The sequence below is a fragment of the Hoeflea sp. 108 genome (assembly GCF_000372965.1).
Classification (GTDB): Bacteria; Pseudomonadota; Alphaproteobacteria; order Rhizobiales; family Rhizobiaceae; genus Aminobacter.
The window spans coordinates 25,012-44,582 of the sequence record NZ_KB890025.1 but is presented as its reverse complement, the minus strand read 5'-3'; the positions used below and the strand labels follow the sequence as shown (position 1 = coordinate 44,582).

Annotated in this window: 20 protein-coding genes; 6 read left to right on the top strand and 14 right to left on the bottom strand. The window is 64.9% G+C overall.

Annotation, left to right across the window (positions count from 1 at the left end):
• The first annotated feature begins 148 nt into the window (after positions 1–148).
• The 5 genes from B015_RS0126235 (at position 149) to B015_RS0126215 (ending at position 5,863) form a co-directional block, all read left to right on the top strand.
• Positions 149–1,081: a hypothetical protein gene (locus B015_RS0126235; protein WP_018430734.1), complete on the top strand. Its 933-nt coding sequence runs from the start codon at positions 149–151 to the stop codon at positions 1,079–1,081.
• 83 nt (positions 1,082–1,164) lie between these two features.
• Entirely contained in the window at positions 1,165–2,139 is a 975-nt protein-coding gene (nadA, locus tag B015_RS0126230) for a quinolinate synthase NadA (protein WP_018430733.1), read from the top strand.
• Positions 2,136–3,674: an L-aspartate oxidase gene (locus B015_RS0126225; protein WP_018430732.1), complete on the top strand. Its 1,539-nt coding sequence runs from the start codon at positions 2,136–2,138 to the stop codon at positions 3,672–3,674. The genes nadA and B015_RS0126225 overlap by 4 nt, the downstream gene beginning before the upstream one ends.
• 2 nt (positions 3,675–3,676) lie before the next feature.
• The gene (gene nadC / locus B015_RS0126220; protein ID WP_026227752.1) at positions 3,677–4,528 is read left to right on the top strand and encodes a carboxylating nicotinate-nucleotide diphosphorylase; all 852 of its coding nucleotides are present in this window, start codon (positions 3,677–3,679) and stop codon (positions 4,526–4,528) included.
• 150 nt (positions 4,529–4,678) lie between these two features.
• Positions 4,679–5,863: an amino acid aminotransferase gene (locus B015_RS0126215; RefSeq protein ID WP_018430730.1), complete on the top strand. Its 1,185-nt coding sequence runs from the start codon at positions 4,679–4,681 to the stop codon at positions 5,861–5,863.
• Positions 5,864–5,973: 110 nt separating this feature from the next.
• Here the strand turns inward: B015_RS0126215 and B015_RS0126210 are convergent, their stop codons facing one another.
• Positions 5,974–6,225, bottom strand: coding sequence for a hypothetical protein (locus tag B015_RS0126210; RefSeq protein WP_018430729.1), 252 nt, complete (start codon positions 6,223–6,225; stop codon positions 5,974–5,976).
• 147 nt (positions 6,226–6,372) lie between these two features.
• Between B015_RS0126210 and greA the strand changes: the two genes are divergently transcribed.
• Positions 6,373–6,855, top strand: coding sequence for a transcription elongation factor GreA (greA, locus tag B015_RS0126205; RefSeq protein ID WP_018430728.1), 483 nt, complete (start codon positions 6,373–6,375; stop codon positions 6,853–6,855).
• Between the two features lie 124 nt (positions 6,856–6,979).
• Here greA and B015_RS0126200 read toward each other — a convergent pair whose 3' ends face one another.
• The 13 genes from B015_RS0126200 to B015_RS0126140 all read right to left on the bottom strand — a co-directional run bounded on the left by B015_RS0126200 (position 6,980) and on the right by B015_RS0126140 (position 19,543).
• Positions 6,980–7,867, bottom strand: coding sequence for a DUF1684 domain-containing protein (locus B015_RS0126200; protein ID WP_026227751.1), 888 nt, complete (start codon positions 7,865–7,867; stop codon positions 6,980–6,982).
• Between the two features lie 22 nt (positions 7,868–7,889).
• On the bottom strand, positions 7,890–9,224 hold the full coding sequence (locus B015_RS0126195; RefSeq protein ID WP_018430726.1) for an acyl-CoA thioester hydrolase/BAAT C-terminal domain-containing protein: 1,335 nt from the start codon (positions 9,222–9,224) through the stop codon (positions 7,890–7,892).
• 37 nt (positions 9,225–9,261) lie between these two features.
• A complete protein-coding gene (locus B015_RS0126190) occupies positions 9,262–10,176 on the bottom strand; it encodes an Ldh family oxidoreductase (protein ID WP_018430725.1) in 915 nt (304 codons plus the stop codon).
• Positions 10,173–10,883, bottom strand: a complete 711-nt coding sequence (locus B015_RS0126185; protein ID WP_018430724.1) for a GntR family transcriptional regulator — start codon at positions 10,881–10,883, stop codon at positions 10,173–10,175. Before B015_RS0126185 ends, B015_RS0126190 begins: the two co-directional genes overlap by 4 nt.
• Positions 10,884–10,904: 21 nt before the next feature.
• Positions 10,905–11,720 (bottom strand): ABC transporter permease, encoded by an 816-nt coding sequence (locus tag B015_RS0126180; protein ID WP_026227750.1) that lies wholly within the window; start codon positions 11,718–11,720, stop codon positions 10,905–10,907.
• Position 11,721: 1 nt separating this feature from the next.
• A complete protein-coding gene (locus tag B015_RS0126175; protein ID WP_018430722.1) occupies positions 11,722–12,525 on the bottom strand; it encodes an ABC transporter ATP-binding protein in 804 nt (267 codons plus the stop codon).
• A complete protein-coding gene (locus B015_RS0126170) occupies positions 12,525–13,544 on the bottom strand; it encodes an ABC transporter substrate-binding protein (RefSeq protein ID WP_051092009.1) in 1,020 nt (339 codons plus the stop codon). The genes B015_RS0126175 and B015_RS0126170 overlap by 1 nt, the downstream gene beginning before the upstream one ends.
• Positions 13,545–13,727: 183 nt before the next feature.
• Entirely contained in the window at positions 13,728–14,339 is a 612-nt protein-coding gene (locus tag B015_RS0126165) for an alkylhydroperoxidase domain protein (protein WP_026227748.1), read from the bottom strand.
• A 14-nt stretch (positions 14,340–14,353) separates the two neighbouring features.
• Positions 14,354–14,977, bottom strand: a complete 624-nt coding sequence (locus tag B015_RS0126160) for a CMD domain protein (RefSeq protein ID WP_051092008.1) — start codon at positions 14,975–14,977, stop codon at positions 14,354–14,356.
• Between the two features lie 15 nt (positions 14,978–14,992).
• Positions 14,993–16,024, bottom strand: coding sequence for a putative FMN-dependent luciferase-like monooxygenase (locus B015_RS0126155; RefSeq protein ID WP_018430718.1), 1,032 nt, complete (start codon positions 16,022–16,024; stop codon positions 14,993–14,995).
• Entirely contained in the window at positions 16,021–17,718 is a 1,698-nt protein-coding gene (locus B015_RS0126150) for an ABC transporter ATP-binding protein (RefSeq protein ID WP_018430717.1), read from the bottom strand. The genes B015_RS0126155 and B015_RS0126150 overlap by 4 nt, the downstream gene beginning before the upstream one ends.
• Complete coding sequence (locus B015_RS0126145; RefSeq protein ID WP_018430716.1) at positions 17,715–18,602, bottom strand: ABC transporter permease; 888 nt, start codon at positions 18,600–18,602, stop codon at positions 17,715–17,717. Before B015_RS0126145 ends, B015_RS0126150 begins: the two co-directional genes overlap by 4 nt.
• Positions 18,599–19,543: an ABC transporter permease gene (locus B015_RS0126140; RefSeq protein WP_018430715.1), complete on the bottom strand. Its 945-nt coding sequence runs from the start codon at positions 19,541–19,543 to the stop codon at positions 18,599–18,601. Before B015_RS0126140 ends, B015_RS0126145 begins: the two co-directional genes overlap by 4 nt.
• Positions 19,544–19,571 lie beyond the last annotated feature (28 nt).

Here is a 19,571-nt window from a genome sequence, read left to right as displayed (position 1 = left end):
TGAAACGCACATCTTGTCAACCGCTTTGCCTGTGTCTACTGCCCGGAGCAGGGAAAATCCGCATCGACATTGACGGCATGGCGCGGCCAGTCCACCTTCACTGCTGCCAGCCAACAACCGACTGAAAATGCAAGAGAAACACGCCCATATGCCAGACAGGTCCGCTGGAGCCGACGAAGACCGCAGCGTGCAGGTAGACCTGACCGCGGTGCTTGTCGCGACGGTCAATGGCGACCCTGCCGTGCTGACGGTCGGACATGCCGCTGCCCTGCCCTCGGGTCCGCTCGAATCGGGCCATCGTTCGTTGCAGGCAGGGCTGCACGACTGGGTGCTGCAGCAGACCGGGCATCCGCTTGGCTATATCGAGCAGCTTTATACCTTTGCCGACCGCGACCGCAGCGGCGAGGAGCCCGGCCGGCGAGTGATTTCGATCAGCTATCTGGGCCTGACGCGCGAAGAGCCGCAGCATCGCGCCGCCCCCGGCGGCTGGCGCAACTGGTATGAGTTCTTTCCCTGGGAAGACCACCGCTACGGCGCGCCTGCAGTTGTTTTCGACGTCATCGAACCGGCCCTGCGGCAATGGGCAGAGGCCGCCGACCAGGAAGAGCGGCGGCGCAAGCGTCTGCAGCGCGCAGCCACCGCCTTCGGCTTCGACGATCGCCCCTGGAACGAGGAGCTGGTGCTGCAGCGCTATGAGCTCCTCTATGAAGCAGGGCTCGTCGAGGAGGGCATCCATAGCAACCGGCAGGCCAACGCCCGTTTCGTGCCCGGCCGGACGATGAACGGCGACCATCGCCGCATTCTCGCGACCGGCATTGCCAGGCTGCGCACCAAGATCAAGTACCGACCCGTCGTGTTCGAATTGATGCCGCCGGCCTTCACGCTGCTGCAGCTGCAGCGGACTGTCGAAGCGCTGGCCGGAATGACCGTGCACAAGCAGAATTTTCGCCGGCTCATCGAACAGCAGGACCTCGTCGAGGAGACGGGCCAGATGTCCGCCGACACCGGTGGACGCCCGGCGAAGCTGTTCCGCTTCCGCCATGCGGTCCTCGACGAACGTGCCGTTGCCGGAACGAAATAACCCAAACGACGCTTGACAGCCCTTATACTCATGATAAGCATATGTCCTTGTTATACTCATATCGAGCATAATAAGGAGGATGAATGACTGGCATGTCCCTGTCCGCAGCCGCGCTCTACAGCCGCGTCGAAAAGGTCATTCCCGCCATCGAATGGCCCGCCTTCACCGATGACATCGAGGCGATCCTGAAGCTCAAGCGCGAGCGCAACGCCGTCATCCTGGCCCACAACTATCAGACGCCGGAAATCTTCCACTGCGTTGCCGACATCGTCGGCGACAGCCTGGCCCTGGCGCGCAAGGCGATGGACGTTAAGGCCGACGTCATCGTGCTGGCGGGCGTGCACTTCATGGCCGAGACGGCAAAGCTGCTCAATCCCGGCAAGACGGTGCTGATCCCCGACATGGCTGCTGGCTGCTCGCTTGCGGATTCGATCACGCCGGAGGACGTGCAGCTGATGCGACAGCGCTATCCCGGCGTCCCCGTCGTCACCTATGTCAACACCTCGGCGGCGGTGAAGGCCGCCTCCGACATCTGCTGCACCTCGGGCAATGCCAAGGCGGTGGTGGAGTCGCTCGGCGTGCCGCGCGTCATCATGCTGCCGGACGAATATCTGGCGCAGAACATCGCCGCCCAGACCGATGTCGAGATCATCGCCTGGAAGGGCCATTGCGAAGTGCATGAGCGCTTCACGCCAGACGATATCCGCGAACTGCGCGCCGCCCATCCCGGCGTAACCGTGCTTGCCCATCCCGAGTGCCCGCCGGAGGTGGTTGCCGAGGCCGATTTCGCCGGATCGACCGCAGCGATGTCGGACTATGTCGGCACAGAAAAGCCGGCGCGCGTCGTGCTGATGACCGAATGCTCGATGAGCGACAATGTCGCGGTCGACCATCCCGACGTCGAATTCATCCGCCCCTGCAACCTATGCCCGCACATGAAGCGGATCACGCTGGCCAACATCCGCACGGCCCTTGAGCAGATGCAGCATCCGGTAAACATCGAACCCACGCTTTCGGACCGCGCACGGCTCGCCGTCGAGCGGATGCTGAGGGTATGACCACCGACCTCCGCGCCCTCGATGGCCGCCCTGTCATCATCGGTGCCGGTGTAGCCGGGCTGATGACAGCGCTGGAACTTGCGCCCATGCCCGTGGTCCTGCTCTCGGCAGCACCTCTCGGCGGCGAGGCGTCGAGCCCGCTCGCCCAAGGTGGACTGGCGGCGGCAATCGGCAAGGACGACTCGCCGGTGCTGCATCTCGCGGACACTCTGGCTGCCGGCGACGGCCTGTGCGACGAGACGGTCGTCACGCGCATCGTCGAGGCAGCGCCCCTGGCAATCGAGAAGCTTGAACGACTGGGCGTCGCCTTCGACCGGACACCCGGCGGCATCGCATTGGGACTGGAGGCCGCCCATAGCCGGAGGCGCATCGTCCATGCCGGCGGCGATGCCACCGGGCGGGAACTGGTGCGCGCCTTGGTGGCGGCGGTGCGCCGCACACCGTCGATCACGGTGCTCGAAGGCCTTGCGGCCAGGAGGTTAGTTGCCAAGGACGGCACCATTTCTGGCGTCATGGCCTCGGGCCTGGACGGCGATATCGCGCTTGCCTCGAGCCATGTCGTGCTCGCCACCGGCGGCGTGGGCGGCCTGTTTTTCGACACCACCAATCCGCTCGGCTGCTTCGGCCAGGGGCTGGCACTCGCCGCCCGTGCCGGCGCAGAACTTGCCGACCTCGAATTCGTCCAGTTCCACCCGACAGCGCTGGACACGCCGGCGCGCCCGATGCGGCTGGTGAGCGAAGCCGTGCGCGGCGAGGGTGCCGTGCTGGTCGACGAAATCGGCCGGCGTTTCCTCGCCGATCTGCCGGGCGCCGAGCTCGCGACGCGCGATGCGGTGGCGCGCGGGGTCTTCCGCCACCTCGCCCGTGGCCACAGGGTTTTCCTCGACACGCGCCAATGCCTTGGGCAGCGCTTCGCCACACGCTTCCCGGCCATCGATGCGTTCTGCCGCGAGGCCGGAATAGACCCGGCAGTCGACCCGATCCCGGTGCGTCCCGCCGCCCATTACCACATGGGCGGCGTCGCAGTGGACGATCAGGGCCGCAGCTCGATCGCGGGCCTCTGGGCCTGCGGCGAAGTCGCCTCGACCGGCCTGCATGGCGCCAACCGGCTGGCCAGCAACTCGCTGACCGAAGCCGTCGTTGCCGCCGGCTGGGTGGCTGAGAGCATCAGGGGCGCAAGAAAGGTACACGCAACGCAGCCCCTGCCGGAACAGGTTCCCGTCCGCCCCGACCCGTCCTTCGTGCGGTCCATCGTCTCGCAGGCGCTGGGCGTGCTGCGCGACGGCGAGGGTCTCAGGCAAGCAGCTTCCGCTCTTTTGCCTCTCGCAACCGGCACGACGGCTGGCGCCGCCCCTGCAGCGGTCGGGCTGATGATGACTGTCGCGGCACTCAGCCGTGAGGAAAGCCGTGGCGCGCATTGCCGCACTGACTTTCCGACCAAGGATGCAACCGCGCGCCGCTCGAAACTCACCCTCGACCAAGCAATCAAGACCGCTTGCCACGTCGACCTCAAGCCACTGGCCCGGAGCGCCTGATCATGCACCTGACACCTCTGCCCCGGATGATGCTCGAACCGCTGGTTCGTACAGCACTGCTGGAAGATCTCGGCCGCGCCGGCGACATCACCACCGACGCAATCGTGCCGGCAATGGCGCAGGCCGCCATGGTGCTTGCGGCACGCCAGCCGGGCGTGGTCGCAGGCCTTGATCTCGCATCCCTCGCCTTTGGCCTGATCGATCCGTCGATCGAGATGAAGGTCGAAAAGCCCGACGGCAGCTGCGTCGCATCGGGCGACGTCATCGCGACGCTGCGGGGCCCGGCACGCGGCCTTTTGACCGGCGAACGCGTTGCGCTCAATTTCCTCTCCCATCTCAGCGGCATCGCCACCGCCACATCTGCCATCGTCGACGCCGTCAGTGGCCACAAGGCGCGCATCGTCTGCACCCGCAAGACCACGCCCGGCCTGCGCGCATTGGAGAAATACGCAGTGCGTGCCGGCGGCGGCTCCAACCACCGCTTCGGCCTCGACGACGCGGTGCTGATCAAGGACAACCACATCGCAATCGCAGGCGGCATACGCCCAGCCATCGAACGTGCCAGGGCCAATGTCGGACATCTGGTGAAGATCGAGGTCGAGGTCGACACGCTGGAACAGCTGGGCGAAGTGCTTGCGCTCGGCGTCGAGGCAGTCCTGCTCGACAACATGTCGCCGGAGATGTTGGCGAGCGCCGTCAACATGGTCGACGGACGGGCGATCACCGAAGCTTCCGGCCGGGTCAATCCCACCACCGCGCCTGCCATCGCCGCCAGCGGCGTCGACCTCATTTCCGTCGGCTGGCTGACCCACAGCGCACCTATCCTCGACATTGGACTGGACACGATCTCCTGACGGGACAGCCTGGTCGGCAGCTGCCTCGACGACTGCAGCCAATCGCGTACAGACAGACAAGCGGATTTTTGCGGACCAGCCCAACCAGGGGCTGGCGAGCGCCGTGCAATGCGGATACCACTTCGTCGCCGCAAAAGACTGGAAGAGACAATGTTCGAAAAGCTGCAGCCCGCACCCGCCGACAAGATTCTGGCGCTGATCGGCCTCTACCGGGCCGACCCACGAGCAGACAAGGTCGACCTCGGCGTCGGCGTTTACAAAGACGAGACTGGCGCAACACCGGTGATGCGCGCCGTCCGCGAGGCCGAACAACGGCTTTATGCCGAGCAGAATACAAAGACCTATCTCGGCCTCGCCGGCGACACCCAGTTCAATTCGGCCATGGCCAGGATGGTGTTCGGCCCGACAGCCGACATGTCGCGCATCCGCGCCGCCCAGGCGCCCGGCGGCTCCGGCGCGCTCAGGCTGGTGGCGGAGTTGCTGAAGCGGACCCGTGCCGATGCGACAGTCTGGGTCTCCGACCCGACCTGGCCGAACCATATTCCGATGATGCGCGGCGCCGGCCTGCAGGTTGAGCAATACCCCTATTTCGACGCCGCGACCGGCGGCGTTCGCTTCGACGACATGCTGGCAACGCTTAGGCAGGCGCCGAGCGGCGATGTCGTTCTGCTGCACGGCTGCTGCCACAACCCCACCGGCGCCAACCTCACCGCCGCGCAATGGGAGGCGATCGCTGACCTCCTGGTGGAACGCCAGCTCATACCCTTCATCGACATCGCCTATCAGGGCTTTGGCGAAGGTCTCGATGCCGATGCCGAGGGACTGCGGATCGTTGCGGCGAAGGTTCCCGAGATGGTCGTGGCGGCAAGCTGCTCCAAGAATTTTGCCGTCTACCGCGACCGCGTCGGCGCAGCCATGGTGCTGGCCAAGGATGGCGCCCAGGGCGACATAGCGCTCAGCAACATGCTTTCGGCAGCACGCGCCATCTACTCGATGCCGCCGGACCACGGTGCCGCAGCGGTACGGATCGTGCTCGAAGACGACGCCTTGCGATCCGATTGGGAAAGCGAGCTGAACGCGATGCGCGAGCGCATGCTGAGGCTGCGCGTCGAACTGGCCGACGCCTTGCGCCTCCAGTCGAACTCCAACCGCTTCGATTTTCTGGCGCAGCATCGCGGCATGTTTTCCCGGCTCGGCCTGACGCCGCAGCAGGTCGAGCGCCTGCGCGTCGAGCACGGCATCTACATGGTCGATGACAGCCGCATCAACGTCGCCGGCCTGCCAGAAGGCAAGATGACCGAACTCGCCAAGGCCATCGTTTCGGTCCTGGAGTGATGCTGGGCCGGCAGGCCGCGGTTCGTCGCCTCGACTTCCGACTTCAACTGACGGGCGGCGGCCACCGGTACAGGCGAGGGTATCGCCCTGCGGTTGGAAAACCTCGTGTTTCAGCCGCCCATCAGCGCCTCGACCAACCTGTCCCGCGTGAGGGGCAGGTCGCGCATCCTGAGGCCAAGCGCGCGGGACGCGGCGTTTCCGATTGCTCCGGACACCGGCCCCTGCGACGCCTCGCCGGCGCCGAGCGGCGGTCGTATCGGATCGATGATGAAGCGCGTTTCGATCTCGAGGATCTCCGAAAACTTCAAGATGGGATAGGCGTTCCAGTCGAAAGCAGGCACCCGGTCGTTCTCGACCTTCACCTCTTCTGGCTTGTTCCGACCAAGACATCAGAGAAGCGAAGCCGAGCGATGTTTCGATGCCGAAGCCAGCCGTCAAATTGTTGCAGCTTTATTGTGGGCTGTAGATTATCCGCTTGCTGACAGTGTTCGACGAGGAGTGCCCACCAATTGAGCGTAGCGTTTGCCAAGGAGGAAAGTGCCGAGGCGGCATCCGAAACCATCCTGCCGGCGCGTCCCATCTCCGATCGGATCAACCTCGTCACCGAGGCCGGCCTCAAAATGCTGCAGGACGAATTGGCCAGCGCCCAGCAGGCTCTTGCGGCCGCCAACGAGCTGGAAGATGTCAACGAGAGGCGCCGGCAATCGGCGGTTCCGGTCCGTGACATGCGCTATTACGCCGAGCGCGTTCGTACGGCCCAGCTGATGCCGGTGCCGACCTCCAATGAAGTCATCGCCTTCGGCCACACCGTCACCTTTGAGCGCGACGACGGCCGCACGCAGACCTTCCGCATCGTCGGCGAGGATGAGGCAAACCCGTCCCAGGCTTCCATATCGCACGGCTCGCCTGTAGCCATCGCGCTGACAGGCAAGAGAGTTGGCGACGTCGTCCAGCTAGGCCAGCGCGAACTCGAGATCCTGTCCATTTCCTAGTTGGCATGTCGAGTGCGACGCGCGCAGCATGTTCTTCGGCCTCAACAGCATCAACGCCGCCGCCCTTCACCGCCAGGTGTCGCAGGTGTCCATCATGGACACCTGGAGTTACCAACTGCCTGTCTCAGGCAGCGTTTGCTCCGGCCTGGTAGGTCATTGTCCTCGCCACATCCTGCGCGGGGCGCTTTTCGCCGGCGAGCACCTCAAAATCGAGCTGGTTCTCGCGAGGGACGAGCGGACAGGTGACGAAGTTGGTGAAGGCGCATGGCAGCGCGACAGCGTAATTGAAATCGATCCAGTCGATGCGGCTGTTGGTGTCATCGGTGAATTGAAGCTCGATGACACGGCCGGCGCCGTAGGTGACGGGGCCGCTGGTCTTGTCGCGGACATGCGCCACCGGCTGTATGCCTGATGCCGTGTCCTTGCCGATCAGCTCGACGGTGTAGCTCTTGCCGTTGTGATCGAAGGTGAAGGTGCCGATGCGCGGCGTCGATTCACGCACGCCGGCCTCCACGGTCTCTGCTTCGTATTCGGTCGTTCCGGTCGGCGTGTAGACGCCGGGGATGCGCCACGCGGGATCGTAATCGAAGGCGGTGACGCCTGCCTCTTCGACCGTCGTCGCCACCCTCGGATCGCGCACGCGCACGCCATAGAGCGACTGGCCGTCATTCTTGCTGCGCAGAATGGTCTCGACCTCGTTGACGCCAAAATAGACCGGCTCGCTCTTACCATGGCCATAAGTCTGGTTGCGGCCAGGGATGATCTCGACCGGCCCCGTCGGATACTTGCCGTTGACCGAAAGGTTCGCCCCCGAGGCAGGCGGAGTATACATGACCCGGCCGTTCTCGACCGACCAGGTGCCGGGCAGCAGGTCGAAGCTCAGGTCCTTGTCGTCCGCTTCCAGCCAGTACTGGGCAACCAGCGAGGTCCAGCCATAGGGGCGGAACATCTTGGCGACATGGGCGTAGCGCCATTCACGCCACTGGCCTTCCAAATGTTCTTTTGTGGGCATGTTCGTCTCCCTTTCGAAGAATTCAGCTTTTTGCTTGGGCATTCCGAGCTGTACCGGTGGTCTCCTCCAGGAAGGCGAGCATCCCGTGCCAGGAGCCGGTGTCGGCGCTTGAGTTGCCGGAGGGCGTGCCGCCGTTCGTGTAGGGCACCTTCGATACCGGATGCAGGCGGCTGATCTGGGTCGACGGCACGATCGGCAGGTTGATGGCGTGGCCGGCGTCGTCGAAGTCGAGATGGCGGACCAGATGCGGATGATCGTGCTTCCGCAATGTCGAGACGACCATGCGGGAATAGAGGCTGGACGGCCAAGCGCGGTCGTCGCGGCCTGAAATCAGCAGAACCGGAGCGGCGATGTTTTCGACCGGAATACGCGCACGTGCGGCAAGTTCTGTGTCCTTCAACCCCTCGAAGAAGACCGAATGATGCCGGCTGGGCGGGACATCGCCGGCCCAGGGATGCCAATGGACGGCAGCATTGTTCTGCCACAGATGCGGCAGCGGCTCGCCGCCCCTCGTCCAGGTCGTGCCTTGCCAGCCGCCGCGTGCCGGGTCGCCGGCGCCCTGGGCACCGTGGACCATTGCACCAGGCACGAATGCGATCACGGCGGAGACGAGTTCCGGGAAGGTGGCGCCAAGCAGCAGAGCGAGCTCACCGCCACGCGACTGACCGCTGACCGCAACGAAGCCGTCCTTTGGCTGAAGTTCCCGCCGCGCCCAACGCAGGCCGGTCTCGAGATATTCGAGCGGAGTTTCGGTGATGAAGGGCGACAGACCCGGCGCCTTGAAGTAACCGAGCGCAAAGGCCCGGTAGCCACGGGAGGCAAGCAGGGCCGCCCGTGGCTCATTGATCCCGCCACCGGAGCCGTTGAGCACCACCACGACGGGATGAGGACCTTGTCCGACCGGCGTGAACAGCGTGCCCACCAGCCCGTCCTTGCGGATTTCCTGCCGCTCCACGCCAGGCGCGGCGAACCCCTGGGAGAGCCTGGCCTCGGCCCGCACGCCATCGGCGGTTTCCGCGGTCAGCGTCGTCCGCAGGGGCTGCATGACATCGTCGGCAAAAAGCTCGGCGCTGCTGCTGTCGACCGGCTGCTGGCTCCAGATCAGCCCCATGGCCGAGACTTCGGCATAGTCGCCGCCGACGGGCGCGTCACGGGTCAGGTCGACCACGCCTTGCCCATCGGCCATGAAGGTCGCCTGGCTCATCCAGGTCACGCCGCGTGAACGCTCGGTGCGGGCGGAGATGGCGACGAGCTCATCAGGCGCGAGGCCGGAGACGACGATCCGGCGCGGCTCGTCGATCAGGCCGTCGACGGCATCGATGGAAAAGACGGGGGCTGAAGCGGGCTTTGTGGTCATCGGGATTACAAACTCTGCAACAGGGTAGCCGACGTGATCATCGGCCTGCCTGGCCGGTCATGTGGGCGAGATAGGAGTCGAGACGCTCTTCGAAATCGCCGCCCAGCTTGGCTTCTGGCGACAGGCTGCCGCCACGCGGCCAGTGACCGCCGCCATCGGTCCAGTCGCTGTTCAGCCCGGCGAGCCTGGCTTGCCAGTCGATGCTGACTTCGGCCCGGGCCGGATCGAAGGCGAGCAGGAACACGCCCCGACCTTTCGGATCACCCCTGCCGCCGCCGGCGACGCCAGCCATGAGTTCGACAACGAGCCCTAACAGCGAACCGATCTGTCCGCCGCGCGGCAGCAGGGCCGCAACCTCTGATGCGAGACTGGTCGGCCGGCCTTCGCTGTTCAGAGCGATCCCTTCAGGCAATGTCGCGCCAGAAACACGGGCATTGCGAATATCGGCCATGGTGGCCGTGCTGGTGGCAACATCGATGACCACGCGATCGACGCCCTGCCCCATGGCAAGCGCCAGTGGGTTGGTCCCTATCACCGGACGGGTGCCGCCATGGGGCGCTACGAAAGGCGGCCCCTCGGCGCCGGCGATGGCAAGCAGCCCGGCATCGGCGAGATGGCGGACAAAGGGAGCGAGTCTACCAAAGCCCCTGACGCCGCGCAGGAAGACGGCAGCGACGCCGAACTGTCGCGCGGTCCTGGCCAGGTCGAGCGTGGCACTTGCGACCGCCAGTGGCGCAAAGCAGGAAGTGCAGTCGAGCCAACTTATGGCCTGTTCACCATCGCTCGCCGGCACCGGGGCAGCATCGACAGTCCATTCATCGAGCATGGCAATGCCGAAGCGCGGCAAGCCGAACGCATCGGCCTCGACCAACGCCGAAGCCGCCAGCTTCGCTGCCGGGCTGTCGCCCAGCGCTGCGGACAGCCGACCAACTGCTTCAGGGATCGGGATCATTCGCCGGGGCTCCGCGCGCCACCAAGCTGGATTTCGCTTTCCGACAGATAGCCCAAGGTCATCAGGCGCTCGATAAGGAATTCCCTGGAATGCTTGATATGCTCGAACTCGATTGCCGCAGCCCGCTCACCGTCGCCGGCCGCAATTGCATCGACGAGTGCCGTGTGCTCGTCGGAGTGCTCCCCTGCCTTGACGGTGAAGTCGATGGCGAAGCGCAGCAGGCGTTCGAGCTCGTCGAACAGCGTCTCCGAAAGGGCGACGACGCGCTTGTTGCGACTGCAACGCGCAATGGCGATGTGAAAGCGCCTGGCCACCTGCTGCATGGTGCCGATATCCATCGGCGCGGCATATTCCCTGACGATCTGGCGCAGCAGCGCAATCTCGGCAGGCGTGGCATAGCGCGCCGCTTGCCTCGCCGCATGCGGTCCGATTGCCATGCGCATATCGAGGATGTCGTGCACGGCCTGGAAGGTGATGGGCGCGACACGGTAGCCGCTGCGTGGCAGGATCGTCACCAGCCCGTCGGAGGCGAGCTTCTGCATGGCATCGCGCACCGGCGTCTTGGAGACCTCGTACTTGCTGGCGATAGAAGCTGCGTCGAGCGTCGTTCCCGGCACGATCTCGCAGCGCATGATTTCCTGGCGCAGCGCCAGGTAGATGCGCTCCGAGACAGGTGCATGGGCGATTGCATCGGCGTCGACGATCATGCGCTTGTGCTCCTCAGCCCCTCAGTGCTTTGCCCAGGGCACGAAACGCCGCTCCAGCGCCTCGAGCGCGAGGATGGTGAGATAACCCATGGCGGAGATGGCGACGATGCCGACGAACATGCGCGACACCGCAAAAGTCTGCCACGAAGCCCAGATGAAGAAGCCGACGCCGCTGCGCGCACCCAGGAACTCGGCGGCCGCGATGATGATGTAGGACGAACCGGCGGCGAGCTTCAGTCCGGTGAAGATACTCGGAAGCGCTGCCGGGAAAGCGATGCGCCGGAATATCTGCAATCTGGTCGCACCCGCATTCTTGGCGACGTCCATGTAGATCTGCGGCGTCTGCATCACCCCGCCCATGGTGTTGTAGAACATGAGGAAGAACACGCCGATGGCGATGACGACGAACTTCGATGCGTCGCCAACGCCGAAGATCAAGAGGATCAGCGGCAGAATGGCGATCTTCGGCACGGGATAGAGAGCTGCAAAAATCGGCCCCAGCATCCGGCGCACCGGTCGTGACAGGCCGAGGATGAGCCCCATGATGATGCCGGGCACGGCACCCATGACATAACCGATGCCGACGCGACGCAGCGTAGCGCCTATATGCTCGAACAGTTCGAAGCTTACGATCATGCGCCAGGCGGTGCCGGCAATTGCGCTCGGCGCCGGGAAGAAGCGCCGGTCGATCAGATTGAACTGGCTGCACAGTTCCCACAGCAGAAGCAGCAGCAGCGGGCTGAAATAAGACACGATGCGGAAGATGCGTTCGCGCCGCGCCGGCGCCTTCAACCGACGCCATTGCTCTTCCGTCAGCGTCAAGGGAGTGGCGCTCATCTCAAGCTCCCGCAGGAGAGGCCAGCAGACGCCAGACCTCGTAAGTCATGTCCCAGAACCGCTTGTCCCGCCGCATCTCGACGACGTCGCGCGGCCGTTCGAAGGGAACCGTCAGATTGGCGACCAATGTGCCGGGGCGCGGCGACATGACGATCACGCGGTCGGCCAGCGTCAGCGCCTCGTCGACACTGTGAGTGATGAAGACGACGGTCTTGCCGGTCGTCTCCCAGATCCGCAACAACTCCTGTTGCAGGACGAGGCGAGTCTGCTCGTCGAGCGCGCCGAAGGGCTCGTCCATCAACAGGATTTCGCGGTCGTCGACCAGAGCGCGCGCCACCGAGACGCGCTGCTTCATGCCGCCTGAGAGTTGGTGAGGGCGTGCGTTGGCAAAGTCGGTGAGACCCGTCAGCGCCAAGAGCTCGCTCACCCGCGCTTCCTGCTTTGCCCGGGAGACACCCTTGAGGCTGAGCGGAAACGCGATGTTCTCCGACACCGTCAGCCAGGGCAACACGGATGCCTCCTGGAAGACCATGGCCGGCGGGGTCGCGCTGTGCAGTTTCACCGTGCCGGCGAGCTGCTGCTCGAGATCGGCGAGGATGCGCAGCACCGTGGTCTTGCCGCAACCGCTGGGGCCGACGATGCAGACGAACTCACCACGCGCCACCGAGAAGCTGACATCGGAGACGGCCACGGTGACGCGGTCGCCTTCGCTGTCATAGAAGGCCTTGGTCAGATTGTTGACCTCGATGGCCGGCGCAGTTGCCTCCGCCACGGACGGACGCACCGCCTCACCCACGGCCGCCATCACTTTTTGCTTGCGAGCAGGTCGTTGGCGGCTTTCAGCAGATCGAGGCGATAGACCTCGTCGATCTTGGCCTGCCCCTCATATTCGAGCGTGCCGCGCTTCCGGAAAAATTCCTCCTGCTCGCGCACCGAAGCCATGTCGATGGCGCCGTCCTCGGAACGCACGGTGTAGGGGATGCCGCGCAATGTGTCTGGCTCGGTGCCGGTATATTTCGACACGACCGAAACGACCTTGTCGTCCTGCCATCCGCCATTGTCGAGCAGGCGCGCCGCCTTCAGATAACCCGCCATGAAGCGCACAACGAGATCCTCGTTGGCGGCGACAAAATCCTGGTTGAAGGCGATCAGCCCGAGTTCGGTGCCGAAAGTGTGGTCCTCGACGAGGCGACGACCAAGGCCTTCCTTCTCGAGCTGATGGGCGAAGGGCTCGATGCTCCAGCCGGCTTCCAGCGCGCCGTTGGCGAAGGCGGCTGCAGTGGCGGGCGGCGGCAGGAAGACCGCCTCGACGTCCTCGAGCGTCAGCCCGCCCTTTTCGAGCGCCTTGGCCGTGGAGTACATGCCAAACCCGCCCGGACCGGGAATGCCGACGCGCTTGCCCTTGAGGTCGGCGACCGTCTTGATCCCTTCGTCCCAGGCCTTCTGCGAGACCATGAAGGGCGACGGCGACGGAACCGTGTTCGGCATGCGGGCCAAGGTAGCGATAATGGAAACAGTCGCGCCACGGTCAAGCGCGTTGAACAGGCTTGCACCCCAGGTGGCACCACCGGCCTCGATGTTGCCGGAAGCGAGCATCTGGATCGTCTCAGCCGTATCGCCCTTGGGCGAAAGCGTCACCTCGACGCCGAATTCGTCGAAATAGCCGAATTCCTTGGCGACGAAGAACGGCGCGTAGTCGGCGTAAGGCGAATAGAGGAACTCAAGCTTGGGCTGCTTTTGCGCCCAGGCAGGCAGGGCAAGAGAAGAGGCCAAAGCGGTGGCTGCCGCGACAGCCAAGAGCTCACGACGAGTGATTGAAGACATGCGCGAGACTCCTCCGTACCGCGTGCAGCCGATCATCTGACCGGAACCGAATGCTTACAACTGATGTATCACCTCCGCAACCTGATATTTCCATCAGAATAAGAGATATCGCGCCGGGCGCGGGATTTTGTCGGGCGGCGCCGGCCTTTCGCACTCTATGAGCCATTTCTTACGCCCAAGGCTTCACGCTGCTGCGGCCGGCGGCGTTGGTTCGCCCAGCGACAGCATCAGGCGGTTGGCCCAGTTGAAGAAGGCCGCGCCGTTGATCACGTCGACGATCGCGACGTCATCCAGCCCGGCCCGACGCAGCTCGTCGATGTGGCTCTCGGTGAAGCCTTGCGGCGTCTTGGTCAGAGCGGCGGACGCATCGATGATGGCGTTCCAGCTCGGGTCGATGTCGGCGTAAATGCCCTCGCCGAGCAACTTCTGAACATCGTCGCTGCGCTTGGAGTGCTGCCAGGCGAAGCGCGCGTGGACGGAGGCGCAGAAGATGCAGCCATTGGTGCGCGACGTAGCGGCGGCTGCGATCTCACGCTCGGCCCGCGGCAGGCCGGTCTTGGTGTTGTAGAAGATATCCTTGTCGGTCTTCGTGCGCGCAGCAAGGATATCCGGGTCGCGCGCCAGAAGCATGAAATAGGGCGACTTGGCGCGTGAGGGGTCGACCAGGCCGGCGCGATGGCGGTCGGTCAGTTCGTCCTCGGACAGCGGCTGCAGCCATGGCACCCAGCCAAGCTCTTCGCGGGTGAAGACATTGGGCTCGATGTTGTCGGGATAGGTGATCACTTGATCGGTCATGGTGATGTTCCCTGTCATTCCGCCGCGTCGAGGCGGTCGGCTGCAAATTTCCTGTCGAGCACGCGCAAGCCGACCACCACCCTGATCTGGAAGGCGAGGAAGGCAACGATCTGCGACAGCGTGACGATGCCGGTCGTGCTCCAGCCGGTGTCAAGCAAGGCCTGCAACGCTGCCGGGCCGGCATCACGCGGATGCAGCACCAAAAGATGCGCGTGTTCGAGCGCGGCAGTCAGCTTCGAGCCGAGCACATCGCGGTTGGCGGCGGCGACCCTGTAGGCTGGACCGGTCACATTTTCCCGCGTCAGCGGCCCGGCGGGATAGGCGCCATAAGGGCCGCTGGCCTTGCCTTGCTGCACCTCGTGCTCGATGGCGCTCGACACCGCCTTCGACGGCTTCTCGGCATCCAGCTGGGCAAGATAGTGCCGCGTCACCCTGTCGTCGCCATGCAGGCCAGCGACGAAGCTTGCGATGGCGAAGCGGTCGCGGACCGAGACGTCGCTTTGGTCGTCGGGATCGAACAGCGCCAGGTAGCTTTTCTGCGCATTGTCGCGGGCTTCGACGCGGTCGTAGCGGATGAGATCCAGCCTGGAGCCGACAACGATGCCGGCAAGCTCGTCGATGATGTCAGGGTTGCTCATGGTCATGGCCTCCGTTCAGGCAACAAGTTTCGGGGATGCGGGTGCGGCCCTGCCCCAGCCGAGCGCTGGTGCGACCTTTTGGGCGGTGAGTTCGATGGAACGCAGCGTTCGCTCATGTCCGGGATCGACCGAATGGACCTGGAACACGACGTCGGTGACACGCCTGAGACTGGTGTCGGCCGACAGACTGGCGACCACCGCATCGGGCGATCCCGCATGGGTGTCGAATGCAGTCGCAAGCTCCTCGACGCTGTCGCCAGGCGGGGTATGGCCGGTGGCGATGAAGTGATCGCGCACCCGGCGCAGTCCCTTCTCGGCAAGCTGCAGGGCTTCCAAATGGCTGTCGGCCACGAACAGGCTGCGCGACCCAAGGATGCGCGGCGCGATGCCCGAAGGCAGCGCCTCCAGATAGGCGTCGATGATCGGGTTCTGTACCTCATCCAGCGTGGCGTTCGGATTGTCCTTCGGCCGTGGCTGCGTACGCGAGAGCATCAGACCGTCGCCGGCGAGACCGGCGCGCCGACCACCCTCTACCGAGAAGGTGGCCTGCCAGATCCGTCCGGCAAGGGCAGGTGCTGCCGGGTAGAGCGTGTCGCCGCCGGCGAGCGGCCGATTGGCGAAGGCGTTGCGCAACACCTCAAGATGCGCGCCGAGCAGCTCGCCGCGCCTGGTGCTGTCCAGCCCGAAAGCGGTGAAGGACGAAGGCGTTCCGCCCGAGCCGACCCCCAGTTCCAGCCGCCCTCCGGACATGAGGTCGAGCACCGCCGCATCCTCGGCGACGCGCAGGGGATTTTCCAGCGGCAGCGTGATGATGCCGGTTCCGAGCCGGATGGCACGGGTGCGGGCGGCCACATTGGCAAGCAGGATCAGCGGCGACGGAAGCCCACCTTCCGCGGCCCGGAAATGATGCTGCGCCACCCAGGCGGTGTCGAAACCTTCCCGCTCCGCGGTCAGGATCTGCTCGGTGGCGAAGCGATAGCGATCGGCAGGCGACGCCTCCTCCAGCAAACGGGTGAAGAACCCGAGCCGCTTGGTCTTCTCGGTCATTGTGCAGTTCCTTCAGCTGGTTCGCGTATCCTGCCAACGAGGCCGGCGCTGGCCTTCAGCCGGTTGCCCGGTATCGCGGCGATGAGTTCGCCGGTGTAGTCGTGAACAGGACGCTCGAAGACTTCCTCGACGCTGCCCTGCTCCACCTGTTTGCCGTCACGCAGCACCGACACGGTGTCGGCGATCTGCCTGACAACGGCGAGGTCGTGGGACACGAACAGATAGGTCAAGCCGAGCGAACGCTGGAGTTCGTCCAGCAGCTCGAGGATCTGGGCCTGCACGGTGACGTCGAGAGCGGAAACTGCCTCGTCGAGCACAAGAATCTCAGGGTTCAGGATGATCGCGCGAGCAATCGCCACGCGCTGGCGCTGCCCGCCGGACAGTGCCGCCGGCAGGCGGGTCAGCGCGGCCTCCGGCAGTCCGACCCGCTGCAGGATGGCATGCACACGTTCCCGGCGCTCGGCTTTCGGCACGGGGTCGAAGTTGAGCAGCGGCTCCTCGACAATATCGAAGATCGATTGCCGGGGATCGAGCGAGGCGAACGGGTTCTGGTAGACGAGCTGGATCCGCCGGCGAAACTGGCGCAGCTGCTCGCCGCGCAGGGACGAGACCTCCTGACCGTCGACCACGATGCGGCCGGACTCGAGCTTCTGGAATCCGGCGATGGCGCGGACCGTCGTCGTCTTGCCCGAGCCGGATTCGCCGACGAGAGCGTGAGTGGTGCCGCGTGCGACCGTGAAGGAAACGCCGTCGACAGCGCAGAGCTGCCTGCCGCCCGACAGCGGAAAATGCTGCACCAGTTTTTCCACGACGACCGCTGGTTCGGCGTTCGCCCGGAACCGGCTCCTCGTCGCCTTCGGCGCAGCAAAGGCCGGCGCGTCCTTGAGCAGTTGCCGGGTGTAGGCCGACTTTGGCGAGGCCAGCACGTCGGTCACGGTGCCCGTTTCCTGGATCTGCCCGCCTTGCAGCACCACGATCCGGTCGGCCCTGTCGGCGGCGACGCCGAGGTCGTGCGTTACCAGCAGCACCGATGTCCCGAACTCGACCCGCAGCTCGTCGATGAGATCGAGCACGCGGCGCTGGACGGTCACGTCGAGCGCGCTTGTCGGTTCGTCGGCGATGATCAGCGCCGGCCGCAGCGCCACGGCAATCGCGATCAGCACGCGCTGGCGCATACCCCCTGAGAGCTGGTGCGGATACTGCCTGGCCCTGAGCTCCGGCTGTGGCAATCCGACACGATCCAGCAATTCGATGACACGCTCGTCGATCGCGCGCCGGTCGCCCCACTGATGAACCTTGAGGATCTCGCCGACCTGGTCGCCGATGGTCTTGACCGGATTAAGGGAGCTCACCGGATCCTGCGAGATGAGGCTGATCACCTTGCCGCGGATCGTGTCCAGGCGCTTGTCCGGCCAACCCGCAATGCTTGTGCCGCTCAGCCTGATGTCGCCGCCCTCGACGCGGCCGTTTTCGGGCAGAAGCCCGATCACGGCATGCGCCGTCGTCGATTTGCCTGAGCCGGATTCGCCGACCAGCGCCACCACTTCGCCCGGCTGCACCGAAAACGAGATGCCGTGAACGACAGTCTCGCGGTGCGTCCCGTGCCCATAAGAGACCTCAAGCTTGTCGACTTCGAGCACAGGCGCCGCCGAACCGGCCGGTGCTGTCTTGTTGGCCACAGTCAACTCGGTCATGCGCGGCTCCTGCCGAAGGAACGGCTGATGCGATTGGCCGACAGCACGACCAGCACGACGATGACGCCGGGTGCCGTCGTCAGCCACCACGCTGTCGAGACGTAATTGCGGCCCTCCGCGATCAGCAGGCCCCATTCCGGCGTCGGCGGCGGCGCGCCATAGCCGAGAAAGCCAAGCGTCGAGATGTTGAGGATGGCATTGCCGAACTGCAGCGCGGCAAAGGCGATGACTGGGGTCAGCGAATTTGGCAGCACGTGCCGCAGCAACACCGACGTGAAGCGGCCGCCGCTGCCAAAGGCAGCCTCGACATAGTCGCTGCGACGCACGCGGACCACCTCGGAACGAGCCAGTCTGGCAAAGCTGCCGATGGAGGCGACGCCGACGGCAATGGCCGCATTCACCGTGCCGAAGCCGAGCAGAATGATGATGCTGAGCGACAACAGCAGGCTCGGGATCGACAACAGCACATCGACGACGCGCATGACGACGTCCTCGACCCGCCCGCCGACTGCCGCGGCAAACACGCCGAGCGCAGTCCCGACGAACAGCCCGACGCCGACGGCGGCAAATGCGCCGCTCAGTGAGTGGACCGCGCCATAGACGATGCGCGCATAGACGTCGCGGCCCAGCGCATCGGTGCCCAGTATGTGTTGCGCGCTGGGCCCGGCGAGCTTCTCGGAGGCGACGCCCTCGGTGCCGCTGTAGCCGGTGAACAGTCCCGGCAGGAGTGCCCACAGCACCACCAGGGCAATCACCAGCCACGCCAGCACCAGGCCTGGCTGCAAGCTTTTCAGCCTTGCGAAAAAGGCATCGCGGTCAGCGTCGGCATTACCGGCTTGGGGGGCGATACCACCGACTGCACCCAATGAATCGATGATGGTCATGCGCTGGCTCCTGCTGGATTGCGAAGACGGGGATCGAAGACGGGATAAAGCAGATCGACGATGAGATTGGTGAGCACGAAGCCGGCCGCGGAGATCAGCACGATCGCCTGGAGAACGGCGACATCCTGGGTGTTGACCGACAGATAGGTCAGCGCGCCGATGCCATTGAGGCCGAACACCGTCTCGGTGATGACCGCGCCGGCGACGAGTTCGCCGAACAGGACGCCGCCGATGGTCAGCACCGGCAGTATGGCATTGCCGGCGATATGGCTCACGAGCACGCGCCTGCTGCTCGCCCCTTTGGCCCGCGCTACCGCCACGAAGGGACGCGTGCGCACCTCGTCGATGCTGCGGATGAGTATCTGCGCCAGCGGCGCCGAAATCGGCACGGCGATGGCCAGCACCGGCAGCACCAGCATTTCCACCGGTCCCGGATTGATCACCGAAATCAGCTTCAGGCGGAAGGAAAATACCTGGATCAGGGCAATGCCCAGCCAGAAGACCGGGATCGAGATGAACAGCGACGGAAGTGACTGGAGCGTGTTGCGCAACCAGGCACTTCGGCTGACGGTCGCCACATAAGCGATAACAGCAGCGACCAGCACCGACACGGCAAGCGCCACGGCCGCCAGCCGCAATGTCGTCGGCAGTGTCGTCGCAAGCAGGGACGTCACCGGTACGCCGGCACGGACCGAGTAGCCGAAATCACCCGACAGGAACGACCCTAACGTCGACAGATATTGCTGCCAGACCGGAGCGTCGGCGCCATAGGCGATACGGATCTCGGCAATCTGCTCGGGCGTGAGGCCCAGTTCCGGATTGAGGAACTTGATCAGCACCCCGTCCGCCGGCAAAAGCTGCAGCAACACGAAGCTGACGGTAAACGCCGCCCACAGGACGAGCACCGCCTGGCCTATCCGGCCGATGACATATCGCGACATTGGAGGTCTCCGTCGAAGATGATCGCAC

What these genes read in the sequence shown, in the direction of transcription:
- B015_RS0126235 (WP_018430734.1), top strand. Translation starts at nt 149, where the DNA reads ATGCCAGACAGGTCCGCTGGAGCCGACGAAGACCGCAGCGTGCAGGTA.
- nadA (WP_018430733.1), top strand. Translation starts at nt 1,165, where the DNA reads ATGACTGGCATGTCCCTGTCCGCAGCCGCGCTCTACAGCCGCGTCGAA.
- B015_RS0126225 (WP_018430732.1), top strand. Translation starts at nt 2,136, where the DNA reads ATGACCACCGACCTCCGCGCCCTCGATGGCCGCCCTGTCATCATCGGT.
- nadC (WP_026227752.1), top strand. Translation starts at nt 3,677, where the DNA reads ATGCACCTGACACCTCTGCCCCGGATGATGCTCGAACCGCTGGTTCGT.
- B015_RS0126215 (WP_018430730.1), top strand. Translation starts at nt 4,679, where the DNA reads ATGTTCGAAAAGCTGCAGCCCGCACCCGCCGACAAGATTCTGGCGCTG.
- B015_RS0126200 (WP_026227751.1), bottom strand. Translation starts at nt 7,867, where the DNA reads ATGCCCACAAAAGAACATTTGGAAGGCCAGTGGCGTGAATGGCGCTAC.
- B015_RS0126195 (WP_018430726.1), bottom strand. Translation starts at nt 9,224, where the DNA reads ATGACCACAAAGCCCGCTTCAGCCCCCGTCTTTTCCATCGATGCCGTC.
- B015_RS0126190 (WP_018430725.1), bottom strand. Translation starts at nt 10,176, where the DNA reads ATGATCCCGATCCCTGAAGCAGTTGGTCGGCTGTCCGCAGCGCTGGGC.
- B015_RS0126185 (WP_018430724.1), bottom strand. Translation starts at nt 10,883, where the DNA reads ATGATCGTCGACGCCGATGCAATCGCCCATGCACCTGTCTCGGAGCGC.
- B015_RS0126180 (WP_026227750.1), bottom strand. Translation starts at nt 11,720, where the DNA reads ATGAGCGCCACTCCCTTGACGCTGACGGAAGAGCAATGGCGTCGGTTG.
- B015_RS0126175 (WP_018430722.1), bottom strand. Translation starts at nt 12,525, where the DNA reads ATGGCGGCCGTGGGTGAGGCGGTGCGTCCGTCCGTGGCGGAGGCAACT.
- B015_RS0126170 (WP_051092009.1), bottom strand. Translation starts at nt 13,544, where the DNA reads ATGTCTTCAATCACTCGTCGTGAGCTCTTGGCTGTCGCGGCAGCCACC.
- B015_RS0126165 (WP_026227748.1), bottom strand. Translation starts at nt 14,339, where the DNA reads ATGACCGATCAAGTGATCACCTATCCCGACAACATCGAGCCCAATGTC.
- B015_RS0126160 (WP_051092008.1), bottom strand. Translation starts at nt 14,977, where the DNA reads ATGAGCAACCCTGACATCATCGACGAGCTTGCCGGCATCGTTGTCGGC.
- B015_RS0126155 (WP_018430718.1), bottom strand. Translation starts at nt 16,024, where the DNA reads ATGACCGAGAAGACCAAGCGGCTCGGGTTCTTCACCCGTTTGCTGGAG.
- B015_RS0126150 (WP_018430717.1), bottom strand. Translation starts at nt 17,718, where the DNA reads ATGACCGAGTTGACTGTGGCCAACAAGACAGCACCGGCCGGTTCGGCG.
- B015_RS0126145 (WP_018430716.1), bottom strand. Translation starts at nt 18,602, where the DNA reads ATGACCATCATCGATTCATTGGGTGCAGTCGGTGGTATCGCCCCCCAA.
- B015_RS0126140 (WP_018430715.1), bottom strand. Translation starts at nt 19,543, where the DNA reads ATGTCGCGATATGTCATCGGCCGGATAGGCCAGGCGGTGCTCGTCCTG.